The 15,971-nt window shown below is 60.7% G+C and carries 14 protein-coding genes and 1 tRNA gene; 6 read left to right on the plus strand and 9 right to left on the minus strand.

Annotation, left to right across the window (positions count from 1 at the left end; all coding sequences use genetic code 11):
* Positions 1 to 26 precede the first annotated feature (26 nt).
* Complete coding sequence (locus NKI99_RS20155) at positions 27 to 998, minus strand: SDR family oxidoreductase (protein ID WP_023811959.1); 972 nt, start codon at positions 996 to 998, stop codon at positions 27 to 29.
* Between the two features lie 307 nt (positions 999 to 1,305).
* Positions 1,306 to 1,992 carry a TetR/AcrR family transcriptional regulator gene (locus NKI99_RS20160; protein WP_352611755.1) on the minus strand — a complete coding sequence of 229 codons (687 nt, stop codon included), beginning with the start codon at positions 1,990 to 1,992 and terminating at the stop codon, positions 1,306 to 1,308.
* A 185-nt stretch (positions 1,993 to 2,177) separates the two neighbouring features.
* On the opposite strand from NKI99_RS20160, the gene NKI99_RS20165 reads away from it, so the two are divergent.
* The gene (locus NKI99_RS20165) at positions 2,178 to 2,660 is read left to right on the plus strand and encodes a RidA family protein (RefSeq protein WP_023811957.1); all 483 of its coding nucleotides are present in this window, start codon (positions 2,178 to 2,180) and stop codon (positions 2,658 to 2,660) included.
* A gap of 265 nt (positions 2,661 to 2,925) precedes the next feature.
* A complete protein-coding gene (locus NKI99_RS20170; RefSeq protein ID WP_352441503.1) occupies positions 2,926 to 3,696 on the plus strand; it encodes a GNAT family N-acetyltransferase in 771 nt (256 codons plus the stop codon).
* A 13-nt stretch (positions 3,697 to 3,709) separates the two neighbouring features.
* Here NKI99_RS20170 and NKI99_RS20175 read toward each other — a convergent pair whose 3' ends face one another.
* The 7 genes from NKI99_RS20175 to NKI99_RS20205 all read right to left on the minus strand — a co-directional run bounded on the left by NKI99_RS20175 (position 3,710) and on the right by NKI99_RS20205 (position 11,330).
* Positions 3,710 to 4,528 (minus strand): MBL fold metallo-hydrolase, encoded by an 819-nt coding sequence (locus NKI99_RS20175; protein WP_023811955.1) that lies wholly within the window; start codon positions 4,526 to 4,528, stop codon positions 3,710 to 3,712.
* A gap of 3 nt (positions 4,529 to 4,531) precedes the next feature.
* The gene (locus NKI99_RS20180) at positions 4,532 to 5,326 is read right to left on the minus strand and encodes a TatD family hydrolase (RefSeq protein ID WP_352611756.1); all 795 of its coding nucleotides are present in this window, start codon (positions 5,324 to 5,326) and stop codon (positions 4,532 to 4,534) included.
* Positions 5,326 to 6,876 carry a methionine--tRNA ligase gene (gene metG, locus NKI99_RS20185; RefSeq protein ID WP_352611757.1) on the minus strand — a complete coding sequence of 517 codons (1,551 nt, stop codon included), beginning with the start codon at positions 6,874 to 6,876 and terminating at the stop codon, positions 5,326 to 5,328. Before metG ends, NKI99_RS20180 begins: the two co-directional genes overlap by 1 nt.
* Positions 6,877 to 6,966: 90 nt before the next feature.
* Positions 6,967 to 8,022, minus strand: a complete 1,056-nt coding sequence (locus NKI99_RS20190) for a DNA polymerase III subunit delta' (RefSeq protein WP_023811952.1) — start codon at positions 8,020 to 8,022, stop codon at positions 6,967 to 6,969.
* Positions 8,019 to 8,693: a dTMP kinase gene (tmk, locus tag NKI99_RS20195; RefSeq protein ID WP_023811951.1), complete on the minus strand. Its 675-nt coding sequence runs from the start codon at positions 8,691 to 8,693 to the stop codon at positions 8,019 to 8,021. Before tmk ends, NKI99_RS20190 begins: the two co-directional genes overlap by 4 nt.
* A 137-nt stretch (positions 8,694 to 8,830) precedes the next feature.
* Entirely contained in the window at positions 8,831 to 9,994 is a 1,164-nt protein-coding gene (locus NKI99_RS20200) for a D-alanyl-D-alanine carboxypeptidase family protein (RefSeq protein ID WP_164892962.1), read from the minus strand.
* Between the two features lie 103 nt (positions 9,995 to 10,097).
* On the minus strand, positions 10,098 to 11,330 hold the full coding sequence (locus NKI99_RS20205) for a septal ring lytic transglycosylase RlpA family protein (protein WP_128304491.1): 1,233 nt from the start codon (positions 11,328 to 11,330) through the stop codon (positions 10,098 to 10,100).
* 376 nt (positions 11,331 to 11,706) lie between these two features.
* Between NKI99_RS20205 and NKI99_RS20210 the strand changes: the two genes are divergently transcribed.
* The 4 genes from NKI99_RS20210 to NKI99_RS20225 all read left to right on the plus strand — a co-directional run bounded on the left by NKI99_RS20210 (position 11,707) and on the right by NKI99_RS20225 (position 15,406).
* Positions 11,707 to 12,042 carry a hypothetical protein gene (locus NKI99_RS20210; RefSeq protein ID WP_128304492.1) on the plus strand — a complete coding sequence of 112 codons (336 nt, stop codon included), beginning with the start codon at positions 11,707 to 11,709 and terminating at the stop codon, positions 12,040 to 12,042.
* A gap of 468 nt (positions 12,043 to 12,510) precedes the next feature.
* Positions 12,511 to 12,600: transfer RNA gene (locus tag NKI99_RS20215), tRNA-Ser, on the plus strand.
* The gene (locus NKI99_RS20220; RefSeq protein ID WP_352611758.1) at positions 12,560 to 13,927 is read left to right on the plus strand and encodes an integrase; all 1,368 of its coding nucleotides are present in this window, start codon (positions 12,560 to 12,562) and stop codon (positions 13,925 to 13,927) included. The genes NKI99_RS20215 and NKI99_RS20220 overlap by 41 nt, the downstream gene beginning before the upstream one ends.
* A gap of 1,278 nt (positions 13,928 to 15,205) precedes the next feature.
* Positions 15,206 to 15,406 (plus strand): HGGxSTG domain-containing protein, encoded by a 201-nt coding sequence (locus NKI99_RS20225; RefSeq protein WP_352461333.1) that lies wholly within the window; start codon positions 15,206 to 15,208, stop codon positions 15,404 to 15,406.
* The last annotated feature ends 565 nt before the right edge of the window (positions 15,407 to 15,971 follow it).

Below are 15,971 nucleotides of genomic sequence, written 5' to 3' on the forward strand. Positions count from 1 at the left end.
GCTCATGGATTTCATTCCGGCCATCCTCAGTACCCTCCGACGACCGGCAAGATTTCGCCGGTGATGTAGCTCGAGCAATGCGGCGAAGCGAGGAACACATAGGCCGGCGCGAGTTCTTCCGGTTGCGCGGGTCGTTTCATTGGCGTGTCCGCGCCGAATTTCGAGACGTCGTCGGCTTCCTTGTCCGACGGATTGAGCGGCGTCCACACCGGACCCGGTGCGACCGCATTCACCCTTATGCCCTTGCCGATGAGATTGCCCGACAGGGCCCGCGTGAAGGCATGGATGCCGCCCTTGGTCATCGAATAGTCGACCAGTTGTTTTGAACCGTCGATACCGGTTACCGAACCGGTGTTGATGATCGCCGAACCTGGCTTCATGTGCGGCACCGCTTCCTGCGCCATATGAAAATAGCCGTAAAGATTGGTCTTCAGCGTCGTGTCGAAATGTTCTTCGGTCAGCTCGCCGAAATCGCTGGAATGGATCTGGAACGCAGCGTTGTTGACCAGCACGTCGATGCGACCGAATTTTTCAACGGTCTCCATGACCGCCTTGTGGCAGTGGCTGCGTTCGCTGACATCGGCCTTGACCAGGATGCAGCGTCGTCCCTCCTTTTCCACCGCTGATTTGGTCTCTTCAGCATCCTTGTCCTCGGCCAGATAGACGATCGCGACGTCGGCGCCCTCGCGGGCGAACAACACCGCCACCGAGCGGCCGATGCCGGAATCGCCGCCCGTGATGAGTGCTACCTTTTGGTCGAGTTTTTTCGATCCGAGATAGTACGGCGCATCGTACAGCGGCTCCGGCTCTAGCGCCCATTCGTGCCCCGGTTTGGGCTGATGTTGCTCGGGGAAGGGGGGCTCGGGATATTCACGGGCGCCAGCCTGCATGGCGCCTTGCTGCTTCCCACCGCCTTTCGATTTGTCCTTGGCATCGACGCCACGTTGGATATGGCGCTGCTTGGCCGCTTCACCGGCTATTTCTGACTTCATCTGCATGATCGTCTCCTTGGCTTGGAGAGGAAACAACGCATGTCAGGCAAAAAGGTTTGCGCAAAAGATCGACTTGCCGAGAGGATTCCGGCCAGCGTTTGGCAACGCGTAACGACGACATCGCCAGCTGCACCAATTCAGCTGCAATGCAGCCGCGCCAGCCACCGCCGCGATGGGATCGAGCACCGGGGCTTGCCCGCTGCCTGCGCCGCCTTGGCGGCGAGCCAAACGTGATGATGTGGATTGGGAAGCTATTGCGTCAAACTGGCAAAGCAGCGCCATCCGGTCTACTCCGGGCGTAGCCGCCGGAATTCTATCTTGGCGACAGCCCATCGAGCAGGAAGTCGAGGCCTTTTCGGAAGGCGCCATCCCAATCGTTGTCCAACAGCAGACGAGAGCGTTCGATTGTTGGGTAGTGTTCGCTGAGGTGTGTAAGACGCTGCTGTGCGGCTGCCCTGTCTTCTTCCGAGAGGTCGAAGCTTGCCCGGGTGAGGGTGGCGCCCATCACATAGTTCCAGAGCGACCATATCGCGGCGTTGAGATCCGCGTCCGCTACACCGGCTCTGGACAAGGTCTTGCTCAGCATTTCCAGGCGGCTGAGAATGTTCGGGCCAAGCGCCCGTCGCGGCAACAGCGATGCCGACCAAGGATGGCGCAACATTCTGGCGCGCCAGTCTTCGAGCATATAAACGACGTCTCCGCGCCAGTCCAGAGACTCACCCGTTTCAGGCGATCCGCGATATTCGAGCACCGAATCCAGCGCCAGATCAAAGACATCCTCCTTGTTGTCGACGTGCCAGTACAGGCTCATCACACCCGAGCCGAGGCGATCGGCCAGCCGACGCATTGTCAATCCGTCTATGCCCTGGGCGTCCAGCAATTCCACCGCGATCGCCACGATACGCTCTCGAGACAGCGGCGGCTCGCTGCTCGCCTCCTGGATGGGTTGAAGCTTTGTCCGTTGCGATCGTTTGCTGGCACTGCGGGGTTTGGCTGCCATCTGTCTTCCTTGCTGGCCGAACGTCGATTTTGGCAGGCACCGTCAGGAATGTCGACGCTGATCGCTTAGTACGATGTACCATACGATGACTCGTACATCGCACGATTCATCGTATGAGCGATCTGGTTTAAAGTTCATGCCGGCGGCGAGTGCGTTATTCGCAGTCAGCAGAGCCAGGAGAAATCATGTCACGCGCAATCAAGCATCTGCTTATCGGAGGGCTAATCATCATGACCATTGCAGTTCCCACTGCGTCGCCGGCGAACGAGTTCAAGCTGACCATCATCAATCCACAGACGCTCTACGACCCGTCGCCGAATGGCTACAGCACCGCCGTGATCGCACCGCGCGGAGCTCGGATTGCCTACATTTCCGGGCAGGGCGGCCAAGACAGCACAGGAGCCTTGTCACCCGATTTCGCCGTCCAGGTTAAGCAGGCCTACGCAAATTTGCATGCGGCGCTCGGGGGCATCGGCGCCAAGCCGGATCAGGTGGCGAAGCTCACGGTCTTCGTGGTCGACCACGACATGTCCAAGCTCGATGTGTTAACCAGGAACGTCAAGGACATGTTCGGCGAGGCGTTGCCGGCGCAGACACTGGTTCCCGTTCCCAAGCTTGCAATCGACCCCATGCTTTTCGAGGTGGAAGCCACCGTTATTCTGGAATAGGGAGCCTGATCGCCCCAACTGACATGGGGTCGAGCGCGCCGCCGACAGCCGCGCGTTGGAACCACCAATTCATTTTGGCTCCCACGAAGCAAAGCCGTCACGACGCATACACTCTATTGCTATTGCCGCCGCATCCAAAAGTCGCATAAGATAGATTATGGAACTAACGCATCGGTCAAGAACTGGAAATTGCCGTTGATTCTCATAGGCTTGAGCCGATTGTGCCGTATTGCCTTGAGCGGATGGCCAACGCTAGGCTGTCGAAATGAAGATGGCAAACAGCGAGATCGAAGCGGCGATCGAAGTGTTCGTGCATGGCTTCAGCGCCGACAGAAGCCGCACCTTTCCTTACGAGGCCAGCCGCGTTGGACGCTTGTGGCTGATGCGCGATGCCGAGCGCAAGAATCTTCGTGACTACCGCGGCGAAGAATGGGTCGTCCATGACGTCGCCGCTCAAGAAGCCGATGCCGTCGTGCGGCAGCATGCACGGCCGGGCTTTGCCATTTCCGTTGTGATCGCGAACGAGGATCCGGACGGGCCGACACGAACCGCCTACAAAGCTCTCGGCTACCGGCTGCTTCGGACCGAAGGTTTTTTCGTCCACCGGTTGCGCCGGATTCCGAGCCCGCCAGCGGTTGCGGTTGCTTCGGTCGAACGCGTGCAGACAGCCGAACGGGCGGCGGCGCAGTTGGGAAAGATCATCCGCAGACAGCCGATCCCGGATCATTTGCTCGGCGACAGCGCGCCGTTGCGCCAGTATGTGGCAGTCGATGGCGCCGATATCGTTGGGCGCGTGCGCAGCTTGGATGCCGTGGAAGCCACGTGGTGTTCGAGCATGTATGTCGAGCCTTCGCACCGGCGTCGCGGCATTGGCCAGGCTTTGATGTCGAAAATGTTGCACGACGATCGGGCGCGTGGGTCGAGGTGCTCGGTGCTGGCTGCAACCCACGCCGGGGCTCTGCTTTATCCCCGGATGGGCTACGAACGGATCGGAACGCTGCTGATATTCGCACCAATGAACCGAAAGCCTGTATGAAAGTCTATTCGCATCACGCTGATTCGTAAGGGATTTCAATCGCCATCCCATCATAGGCCGGCTCGACGTTGGCGGGTGTCTCGGCCATCACCGTGGCGTAGTCGAGCGGCACGTGCATATGTGTCAGCACCGCATGTATCGGCGCCAGCCGCTCGATCCATTCAAGCGCTTCGCCAAGGGACAGGTGACTAGGATGCGTCCGGTACTGCAGCGCGTCGATGATCAGCACGTCGAGGTCGCGCAGCCGTTCGGCGGTGGGTTCCGGAAAGTCGCTGATGTCGGGGCAATAGGCGAGACCGCCAATGCGGAAACCGAGCGATACGATGTCGCCGTGGATCTGCGGCAGCGGCTCGAGGGTGAGGGTACCCCCCTCTCCTTCGATGACCACCGGCCTGGTGTGGTCGATGAGATGCGGCCTGACGATCGGCGGATAGGAACTGCCTTGCGGCGTCTCGAAACAGTATCCGAACGCTTCCCGCAGCCGAAGCATCGTCGCCCTGTCGGCATGGACGTCGATCAGCTGGCGCTGATCGAGAACGAAACCGCGCAGATCGTCGATGCCATGGATGTGGTCGGCATGCGGGTGGGTATAGACGACCGCATCGACACGTTTAACGCCGGCCAGCAGCATCTGCTGCCGAAAATCCGGCCCTGTGTCGATGACCACAGTCGTGCGGCTGCCGTTCGCCGCTATCCGCTCGACGAGTGCGGCGGCACGCGTGCGCCGGTTCTTGGGGTTGTCGGGGTCGCAATTGCCCCAGTCGCCGGTGATGCGCGGCGTACCTGGGGACGAGCCGCAGCCGAGAATGGTGAGGCGCAGCCGGTCAGTCATCGTTCAGGCACTTTGCTCTACAGGCCGCGGCATCTTGCCGAACAGCCGGAAGAAATTGTCCGTCGTCAGATCAGCGATTTCGGCCTCGCTGACGCCGACCGTCTCGGCCAGCACCTTGGCCGTGTGCGCGACATAGGCCGGCTCGTTGCGTTTGCCGCGAAACGGCACGGGCGCCAGATAGGGCGCGTCGGTTTCGACCAGCAGCCGGTCATGCGGCACATCGGCGGCAATGGCGCGCAACTCAGCTGAATTCTTGAAGGTGAGGATACCCGAGAACGACATGTAGCCGCCGAGAGCGACGCCAATTTCGGCGAGCCGATGTCCGGAAGAAAAGCAATGCAGGATGAAGGGGAAGGCGCCCTTCCCCGTTTCGGCCTTGAGGATCGCTGCCATGTCGTCGTCGGCGTCGCGCGAATGGATGACCAGCGGTAGGCCGGTCTCGCGCGCGGCTGATATGTGGGTGCGAAAGCCTTGCGCCTGCGCATCGCGGGGCGCTTTGTCGTAGAAGTAGTCCAGCCCGGCCTCGCCGATGGCCACCACTTTCGGGTGCGCGGATAGCCGCACAAGCTCCTCGACCGTGATATCCAGCTCTTCGGCCGCATTGTGCGGATGAGTGCCGACAGAGCAATAGACTTCGTCGAAAGTTTCAGCGATCTCAAGTACTTGCGGAAACCGCCTCACGCGTGTCGAGATCGTCACCATACGGTCGATTCCGGCGGCTAACGCGCGGGCGACGATGGCCGCCCGCTCCTCGGCGAAGTCGGGAAAGTCGAGATGGCAGTGACTGTCGACGAGCATCAGACGTTCGCGTCCGGCTGTTCGACATAACGTGGAAAAACCCCTTCCGGCACGGGTAACGCGGTGCCCGGCACCAGCGCATGGTCCGCGTGGACATGCACGAAGTCGCGGCTGTCCGCCGGAACCGCCAGCAGATCGAGCAGTTTCGCGGCTGATCCCGGAGTGAAGGGCTGACACAGCACCGCCACCCGGCGCACGACTTCGGCGGTCGTCCACAGCACCGTTTCCATTCGTTCCGGATTAGTCTTCTTCAGCGCCCATGGTGCCTCGCCGGCGAAGTAGCGATCGGCTTCCGCCACCACGCCGGAGATCGCCGCCAGCGCCAGATGGATGCCCTGCTCGGCCATCGCCTTGCGCGCGATGTCGAGAGCGGCGACGGCCTGATCCAGGATTGCTCTGTCTGCATCCGTCAGGTCGCCGCGCTGCGGCACCACGCCGCCGCAGTTCTTGGCGATCATCGACAGCGAGCGCTGCGCAAGGTTGCCGAGGCCATTGGCGAGATCGGCATTGGTGCGGTTGACGATCGCGTCATGGCTGTAGCTGCCGTCGTTGCCGAAGGGCACCTCGCGCAGGAAGAAGTAGCGCACCTGGTCGAGGCCGTAGTGCTCGACCATCGCGAACGGATCGACGACGTTGCCAACCGATTTCGACATCTTTTCGCCGCGGTTGAACAGGAAGCCATGCGCGAAAACGCGGCTCGGCAACTCAATGCCCGCCGACATCAGAAATGCCGGCCAATAGACCGCATGGAAGCGGACAATGTCCTTGCCGATGATGTGCGTGGCCGGCCAATAGCGCCATTGCTCGGCCTTTGTGTCGGGATAGCCGGCGGCGGTGATGTAGTTGGTCAACGCGTCGACCCAGACATACATCACATGTTTGTCGTCGCCGGGCACCGGCACGCCCCATTTGAAGGTGGTGCGCGAGATCGACAGATCCTTCAGCCCGGACTTGACGAAGCTGAGCACCTCGTTGCGGCGCTCGGTGGGACCGATAAAGTCTGGCTGGCTCTCATAAAGGGCCAGCAATTTTTCCTGATAGGCGGAAAGCCGAAAGAAATAGCTTTCTTCCTCGTTCCATTCGACGGGCGAGCCGAGCGGTTCGCGACGCACGCCATCCTCGCCGAGCGTCGTCTCGCTCTCGTCGAAATAGGCTTCCTGGCGCACCGAATACCAACCGCTATAACGGTCGAGATAGATGTCGCCATTGGCGGCCATCGCCTTCCAGATCGCCTGACAGGATTCGTAGTGGCGCGGTTCCGTCGTGCGGATGTAGTCGTCGTTCGAGCCACCCATCGCCTCGGTCATCGCGCGGAAAATCGCCGAATTGCGGTCGGCCAGCGCCAGCGGCGTTATGCCTTCCTTCTCGGCCGTTTGCTGCATCTTCAGGCCGTGTTCGTCGGTACCGGTCAGGAAGAAGACGTCCTTGCCGTCCAGGCGCTGGAAGCGTGCCAGGGCGTCGGTTGCAATGACCGTATAGGCGTGGCCGATATGCGGCTTGCCGTTCGGATAAAAGATCGGGGTGGTGATGTAGAACTTGTCGCGTGACATGAAGGAACCGTCATGAATGTCTGAATGGAAAGGCGTGGCGGTGGATATCGTATCGAGGCAGCATTTGCCATCCCGATCCAGGAAACCCAGTCACATTCGCATTGCAGAATTCAGGCGGTCGATCATGATCAGGGCGTGCTGCTTCTTGTCGAGATTGTAGGTATCGGTCTCAGATATAGCGTCCAGCGCCTCATGCCAAGTGTCGGACAACGTTTTGGCCCGTGCGAGATCGCCCGCCAGTGCTGCCTGACTTGCCGCGTCCGACAACAGGTCCAGCGCCCGGCGGTTGAAGATATCGAACTGGATCGCCTGATCGCGGCCAGCCACGGCTTCGGCGAGGCGAAACGCGCCGCCGACATCGCTCTTTCTGCCGGTGACCAGAGCGTCGAGCGTGGAGGCGATCTCCAGCCCGCCATACTGCGTCAACAGGATCGCGTTCCGGGCGCTGCCCCCTGCCCGCCCGACCAGTGCCGCGCGAGCCGCCGGATCGTCAGGCGGCGCGGGCTCGGTCGTTTCCAGCACCGTCATCAGGTCGTTGGCGTCGAGCGGGTTCAATCGCACCACCTGACAGCGCGACCGGATCGTCGGCAGCAGGCTGCCCGGCGCGTGGACAATCAGGATGAACAGAGTCCGTGCCGGCGGCTCTTCAAGATTTTTCAGCAACGCATTGGCCGCATTGGTGTTCATGTCATCGGCGGGGTCGACGATGACGACCCGATAGCTGCCGTCGTGCGAGGTCAGCGACAGGAAGCGGCTGACCTTGCGTATCTCATCGACGGTGACGACTGTCTTGAAACTCTTGGTCTTGTCGTTCAGCGGCCGGGTCAGATGCAGCACGGAAGGATGCGCCCCGGTGGCGATCTGGCGAAACAGCGACGAAGCCGGATCGGCAGTGGCAAGGCTTTCCGGCGCCTGCGCAAAATCCGGGTGCTTCAGCAGATGATGCGCAAGGTGGAAGGCGAGCGTCGCCTTGCCGATGCCGACTGGCCCGGAGAAGATCAGCGCATGCGGCAGCTTGCCCGCACGATAAGCGGCGGTGAGCACGCCTGCAGCTTGGCTATGCCCGACCAGAACGGGCGTTTCGGAGGGCTCCGGCACGCCGTCGAGCGTGTCGTGCTGCTCGGGTGCGATGCGTTCGAAGATCATGCCGGCGTTGCCTGCCTGTCGCGTGCCGGCGTTCTCGCCGCCAGTGCCGCGAACACCGCCGCGGTGACGACGTTCTCGACCGCGTCGGGCTCGGCGGCTGCGTCGACGACGATGCAGCGCTCCGGCTCGGCCTTGGCGATCGCCAGAAACGCCTCGCGGCGGGCCTGATGGATCGCCAGCGTCTCCTTTTCGAAGCGGTCGGCGACTGCCTCGGTGCCGCGCCGCAGCGTTGCGCGCCTCAGGCCTTCCGCCGGATCGATGTCGAAGATCAGCGTCATGTCCGGCATCATGCCGTTGATGGCGACCTGCTCCAGCGCATCCATGAACGCCGAATCGATGCCGCCGGTGACGCCCTGGTAGACGCGCGAGGAATCGAGGAAGCGGTCGCAAAGCACGATGGAACCACGCTCGACCGCCGGCCGGATGAGCTGCTCGACATGATCGGATCGCGCGGCGGCGAAAAGCAGCGCTTCCATCTTCGGTCCGAACGGTTCGGCCGCGCCCGAAAGCAGCACATGCCTGACGGCTTCGGCGCCCGGCGAGCCGCCGGGTTCGCGGGTAAGCAGCACATCGTATTTCTTGGCGCGCATCTTCCTGGCCAGCCGCTCGATCTGCGTCGACTTGCCTGCCCCCTCGCCGCCTTCGAAGGTGATGAAAAAACCGCGTGCCAACCGAGAGGCCTTCTTGTCCATGGCTGAATGGGATTGTAGCGCTCTAGATAGTCCGCGTTCGGCCAAACGTCCATGCCGTCAATTTTTGCCCTTGTGCAGTCGCCCCCAAAACCATGGCTGGTTTTGAGTGATATGCGTTATCGCAGCCAGCCGACCGCCAGTTCCTTGACGGCATCGAGTGCGCGCTGCGGCAGCGTGCCGACGCCGATCGATTCGGCGGCGAAAAGCGGTGTCTCCTGGCTGAGCGTATCGCCGATCCAGACGCGCAGCGCACCCACCGGCTGCCCCTCCTCCACCGGTGCAGCAACCGGGCCGTTGTAGACGATCCTGGCCGTCAGCTTGTCGCGGTTGGTGATCGGCAGGAAAATGTCGATCGGACCCTTGGCCTTCAGCGTCACCCCGGATTTCGCTCCGCCGAAAACCTGGGCTTCTCCAACCACCTCGTCCTTGGCGAAAATTTCAGTCTTCTCGAACGAGCGGACACCCCAGTCGAGCAGCTTTCGCGCTTCCTCGGCGCGCTCCTTGTCCGAGGCCAGCCCGCTCATCGCCGCGATCACGCGGGTACCATTGTGGCTGAGCGAACCGACGATGCCGAAACCGGCTGCCTCGCTCGCACCGACCGCCAGGCCGTCGGCGCCGATGTCCATCGCCAGCAGCGGATTGCGGTTCCTCTGTGAGATCTTGTTCCAGGTGAAATCCTTCTGGCTGTAATAGCGATAGAGATCCGGATAATCGCGCCACAGGTGCAGGGCGAGCTGCGCCAGCTCGCGCATGGTCGTCTGTTGGCCATCCGCCGGCAGGCCGGTCGAATTGACGAAAGTCGACGTCTTGAGGCCGATCTGGCGGGCCCGTTCGGTCATCTGCGCGGCAAAATTGTCCTCGGATCCCGACATGCCTTCGGCGATGACGATGCAGCCGTCATTGGCCGCCTGCACGGTCACGCCCTGAATCAGGTCTTCGAGCCGGATCGACGACTTGAGCTTGGCGAACATTGTCGATGTTCCCGAAGGCGCGCCACCCTTGCGCCAGGCGTTTTCGCTGACAACGAACGTATCGTCGAGCTTCAGGCGACCGGACTTGATGGCGTTGAAAACCACTTCCATGGTCATCAGCTTGGCCATCGAGGCCGGCGGTATCGGCTTGTCGGCATCCTTGGAAAACAGCACCGTCCCGGTCTCGGCGTCGATCATGAAGGCCTGTGCGGCCTTGGTCTCGAACAGCTGCGCACCGGCCGGAGCCTGGAAAAACAGCAGCAGGCCAAAAACCAGAAGCCCGGCGAGCGGGAGCAAGCGCAATTGCATGATGTTCGACCCGTTGGCCGGCACCGCCGGCAAGCCCGCAAAAAGTATCGGGCTTTTTGCACGGCGGATCAACCGCGTAGCGGAAATCCAGCCTGGCTTGTGCTCAGTTGCGCACAGCCAGCGCATCGGGAGCGCCATGCGACCAGGCAGCCTGCAGCAAATCATCCAGGTTGTGATGGCCATCGGGATAGAGATTGACCGAATACCAATCCTCGCCGTCGAGTTCCGAACGCTGGATCTCGATCTTGCCGAAGGCGGCAAGCTGAGCGGCAATACGCTTGGCTTCTCCGGCATCCTCGAACGAACCGGCAGCAACGTAGTCGGTGGACGGACCGGCCGGTGGCGGCTGCCGCTTCCACGATTGGAGCACGTCGGCCGGCGACATGCCGTCGCCACCCATTGCGGCGAAGGCATTTGAGGCGCGTTCGACCCGCTCGTCGGCATAGGACAGCGAGGCCACGGCAAACGGTGATTGCGGCGGCAGATTGATCTGCGGGCGCTCCGGCACGATCGGGCCGAAATCCGGAAGCGCCAGATCGCCATAGGCCGAGGACTGCGTCGACATGACCGGCTGGACAGCGCCGGAATCGGTCAACTGGCCCGGAAACGGCACGGCGGCGGCGCCCGCAGGCAGGCTTGGCGACGGCCCGTTCATGGCGACCATGACGCCGGTCGGCAGTCCATCCGACGGGTCTGGCGCCCTGTTGCCGGGATGGTAGGAAGCCATCAGATACTGGTCGTCATCGCCGTCGAGCGGCGCGCGGCCGACATATTCGACCTTCACCTGAGCGGTGCCGGTGTTGGCATAGTCAAGCATCTGGGCAGCGCGCTCCGAGACATCGATGATGCGGCCTTCGTGATATGGGCCGCGATCGTTGACGCGAACGATGACCGAACTGCCGGTCTTGAGATTGGTGACGCGGGCATAGCTCGGCAGCGGCATGGTCGGGTGCGCCGCCGTTAGATGGGTCATGTCGTAGACTTCGCCATTGGCGGTAAGCCGGCCATGGAAGGCGTCGCCATACCAGGAGGCCAGGCCGACCTTGGCGTAGCGCTTGTCTTCCCGGGGGTAATACCACTTGCCGCGGACCTGATAGGGTTTGCCGAGCTGATCCCTGCCGCCGCCACGTTGGATGCGCCCATTCTGGGAGATCACACGCGGGCTTGCCTTCACGCCATATTCGGATTCGGCGAAATATTCTTTGGAGCGGGTCTTCTTGTAGACCATCGCTTTCGGCTCGGGCTGCGACGCACAAGCCGCCAGCAAGGCGGCCGACATGGCGAACAACGCGACTGCAGCAGCGCGACGAAGACGCGGTTGCGTCACAGCCTGCATTTTCCTGATGTCCCCTTCAGTCTTGACCTAGACGTCGTGTCCAACCGTCGAAGAAGCCGAAACACTCACCCGACCAATACAACGACGCCTTTGAACCCCGATCCTTTGTGCGCAGGAATTGCTTATCACGGTATTAACCGATTGTGGCTGCAACCGGGCAAGATTGTGGCGTCTCCACCGTGAAAGCCTTCTGAAAAGTAACGGTTTTCGTGCTTCCACGCGAGAGATGTGATGCCCTCTGCCACAAAGAGCCTGGCTTCGCTCCTGCCGCCCATGCCTGCCGTTGACCAAGCTTTGACGGGCAGCGGACCGACCGTCGGAACAAAGAAATGCGCCGCTAGTTTCTTCCGCAGGGCACTCGAACAGAAGGACGAGCATGATGAAAATGGCTTCATTGACAATCGCGATCGCAATGTCACTTTCTGCCGGGTCTGCGATCGCCGCATGCCCGGACAAGTCGGCTTCCAACGCAGGGACGGATTCCGAACAGACCGCCGGTATTTCGAAAGATGGAACTCATGCGCCTTTAGAGACCCCAAAAGCGTCGGACAGCACGGGCAAGCCAGCCGCCAAGGATGGCGCCACGATGCCGTTGGCGGGCGCCGAAGGCGGCGGCGACAAGAATCTTGCAACCTCGCAGCAGGACATTGAGGCGCAGCAGCATGGTGATAAGGCCGCGGCGGCAAAGGCGGACGAAAGCTGCAAAGACTGAGGAACACGCAGGCCGGAGCCGATTTGCAGCTTCGGCCTTCCTCACGAGCAGCTGTTCCCTTGGCGAACTGAATTTTTTGGGGAAATGCCGCAGCTCTCCCAAGAGGTTGACCTATAGGGATTAACCCGCCCCGCCCGGTTGCAAGGATGGTTCTGGCGATAGCTGGACTGCGCCCTTGCCTGGGGCGCTGCATGGAAGCACTGCAGCGCCTCACAATCTCGGGCAACGCCCGCGGCGGGCTTCTTCTTCATGCACCATTGGACCGCGATGGTCCCGGTGCTCGATCCCGACAAGCTCAGAGTCTGCCCAGGACAGCAGGAAGCGACACAGCGGTGGTTGACGCAGCCCTCAATGCCGCTTTACAGGAATGAGGCGTGAACCAGCCGGGAGCGCCTTCGGTGCCAATCCGGTGCCAACAGGCCAAACGGGTTGGCCCCCGCGCTACCCAAGTGGTTGAAAAATCACGATGGAGGAATGGCCGAGCGGTTTAAGGCACCGGTCTTGAAAACCGGCGTGGGTGCAAGCTCACCGTGGGTTCGAATCCCACTTCCTCCGCCAACTGGCGCCCCTGCAAGATCCGCCAAAGGCGCATAAGCGCGACGGCACCTGGTACCTCGTTCGCCGTGTTCCGAAGGAATTCGCCGAGCTCGATCGCCGCGTCCTGGTCCGCATCAGCACCGACATTCCGATCGTAAACGATCCCCGTGGCATTCGTGCCAAGGAAGTAGTGCAGCGCCTCCACGTCGAGCTCGATGCGTATTGGGGAGGGCTTCGCGACGGTCAATCTGGCGAAGCTCGCTTGCGTTTCGAGGCGGCCCAGCAGCGGGCGAAAGCCCTGAGGCTGGTCTATCAGACGAATGCCGAGCTCGCTGAAGGCGCGCGCGATGATATTGTCGACCGCATTAGACTGCTCCTCGACAGGAACGTCATTGAGGACGAGCGGGAGGTGGCGGCCGCCCTGGGTGGTGAGGAGCGGCCGGCGATCCGCCTCACGGGGCTGGTTGCAGAATTCGAGAAGATCGAGGCCCAAAGCCTCAATGCCATGTCCCCGAACCAGCTCCGAAAGTGGCGCAATCCGAAAAAGCGCGCCGTTGGCAACCTTATCGAGGTTGTGGGCGACATGAACATAGCCGCCCTCACCCGGAGCCACGCCATACAATTTCGCGAGTGGTGGCAGAAACGCATACGCGTGGAAAGTCTCGACATCGGCACCGCAAACAAGGACATTGGCCACGTGTCGAAGATGCTGACCACTGTCGACATGGCACATCAGCTGAATTTGCCGCCGGTGTTCAAGAAATTGCGGCTATCGGGACAGGTCGCGGTCCAACGAGCGGCTTTCGAAGCGGCTTTCGTCCAAGACAAGATCCTTGCCGACCGCGCGCTGGCGGAACTCAACGAGGAGGCCCGTCACCTTGTGCTGCTGATAGCGGACACCGGCATGCGTTTGTCGGAGGCGGCGAACCTTCTGCCGCACCGCATCTTGCTAGATCACGCGGTGCCACATGTGCAGGTGAGGCCCGATGGACGCGTGTTGAAGACAGACCACTCCCTGCGCGACATTCCGCTCGTGGGTTGCGCGCTCGCCGTAATGAAGCTCCACCCCAAAGGGTTTCCGCGCTATCTCGACAAGGCCGACTCGCTCTCTGCCTTGGTCAACAAGTTTCTTGACAATGCGAATCTCCTGCCGACTGATGACCACTCTCTCTACAGCCTGCGGCACACATACGAGGATCGGCTGACGGCCGTGGAGGCGCCCGAAAAGGTCGTGGCCATGCTGATGGGCCACAAATGGCATCGGCCAAAATACGGTTCTGGCCCGACGCTCGAGCAAAAGCAGTTCTGGCTGAAGAAGATCGCGTTCAAACCGCCGGCGCATCTTTGACCTCCCGCGCATCATTGCGGTGAGGACCGCCGCGTTATCATCGTGGCGCGCTTGAGCTCGACGGCGCGCTCCAGATGCTCGAACAACGGCACGTATGCGCTCTCAGGGGTACAGTCACGCTTGTATATGCGGTGCTCTCCGATTAATGGCCGTGAGCCGAGAACAAATCCGAGAGGCCGAAGGATGTATGGCGATGTCGTTAGGGAAGAACTCAATCTCCAGCCTTCGGCCCTCATCCGCTCCGAAGCTGAGTACATCCTCGACTTCCGTGATGCTGACGCCCTCTGAGCTCGACTTGCTTCGGCAACAGTCGAAAGAGACGGGCGACTTCGCGCGAAAAGCCTTCGAGGGTCTACGCCCCAAGGCAGCGAAATCGGCCTATGCGGCTGGGGTGCCGTCGACGGTGACACCGAGCAGACGCGCCTGAGTTTGGAGCGACCGGACGGACACCGCCGGCGGCTACTACACGCCTAGAGACGCAATCGTACCGCGCTGGACAGCGGCCGGCCCAATGCGGCCTACCACGAGGCGTTCCACCGCCTGCAGGCGCTGTTTCTCACCGATGCCGAGCCTCGGCTAAGATTTCTACGACGCTGGACGGGATCGAAGCGGCCCGTGCTTTTGCCAGCTCTGGAGAGCCACCATTTTTACGTTTACCTGCTTACGTCTCCGTACCAGACCAGTGGGGGCTGCTGTCAGCTCCCCGATGCTCATGCCATTGCAGAGAGCCGCCTAAATGAAAAACAGCTGTCATTGGCTCGAACTGTCCTTATCGAAGATCGTTTTGTCATCTACGATCCAAAGACTGAAGAATATTTCATTATCGACTGGTTCAAAGATAACCCGCCGTGAAAAACATCGGCTTGGCGTGATAATGCAAATCGACAAGATTGTAAGCAAGCGAGTTCGTGGAGCGGCGCTATCCGAGCTTGAGCGGCTTTGCCCAGTAAAGCTAAAAGATGAATCAGAGGTACTCCCATTCAAATCGGGTATTCATAATACCGCAATCGTCCGAAATGCTGGGTCTTTGAAACGCTCTCAGTGAGCCATCCTATCGAGACCCTGTCGCTGCCCTACCCTATCGATACCTTATCCATACCCCATCGATACCCTATCGATACCCTATCGACACAGAGACAGAGATAGAGACCATACAAGACGGAAATCCAACGAAACAAAAAATCTTACCTAAACCATTTTGAAAAATGTTTGCCGCGAGCGGCGAAGCTACCCTGTTCCGCGTTGGAGCGAAGGATCGAACATGGAGGACAGAACCAGTTGGCCCAAGACTACACCGAGACATGCGAAGCTAAAACTAGGAGGGGGACGGAATGCAGAAATGCAGCTGTGCCTGGAAAGCTCAGATGTCGGTTTCATGGTGGGCTGAGTACAGGCCCCACATCCCAAGGAGGAAAGGATAGGATAGCCGAAGCGCAGCGGTATCGTTGGGAGAGGTGGAGAGCTGCGGCTGATTCCTAGCAAATTGGCTTGGCAATCGTCGGCGCTCAACGAATGACTTGACTCCTCAACGGACATATTCGGACGGGTTTGAATGGGTCAACAATCCGCTTGAATGAATCAAGATGCAAACGGTGCCGCTCCATGGGGTGTTACGATTATGTTGACTTTTGTTGACCTGAAAATCGTTTCGGTGAACGGGTTTCCAGGCACATGCTGAAGCGCACGTAGTGGCCAGGGGGCATTGAGGCGCGTGAGGCTTGCCCGGCGCAGCCAGGGCAAACCAGGCTCACGGACGTTTTGCACGGCAGACCAGGTCTCAATCATCTGCTGCTTTCGCGCGCTATGCCTTTGAATTGACCAACGATGGGGTTGGGGGTCAAAGCGAGATGGATCCCAAGCGCGGCCTTAGGGCCTCATAGAACTATCACCCTCATCTTTGTTGGGGTTTTGGCCAACTAAGCGAAGATCGGGCTAGGCCGAAGACGGCCGATCGAGGTCGACTCGCGCGACGGCGTAGGCGTCAAGCGAGATGAATTGGTCATCCAGCGGTCTTGCGGAAATTTCCATGAAGTTGGGATCGGTT

Origin of the sequence: Mesorhizobium sp. M0239 (genome assembly GCF_040321815.1) — a bacterium.
Classification (GTDB): domain Bacteria; phylum Pseudomonadota; class Alphaproteobacteria; order Rhizobiales; family Rhizobiaceae; genus Mesorhizobium.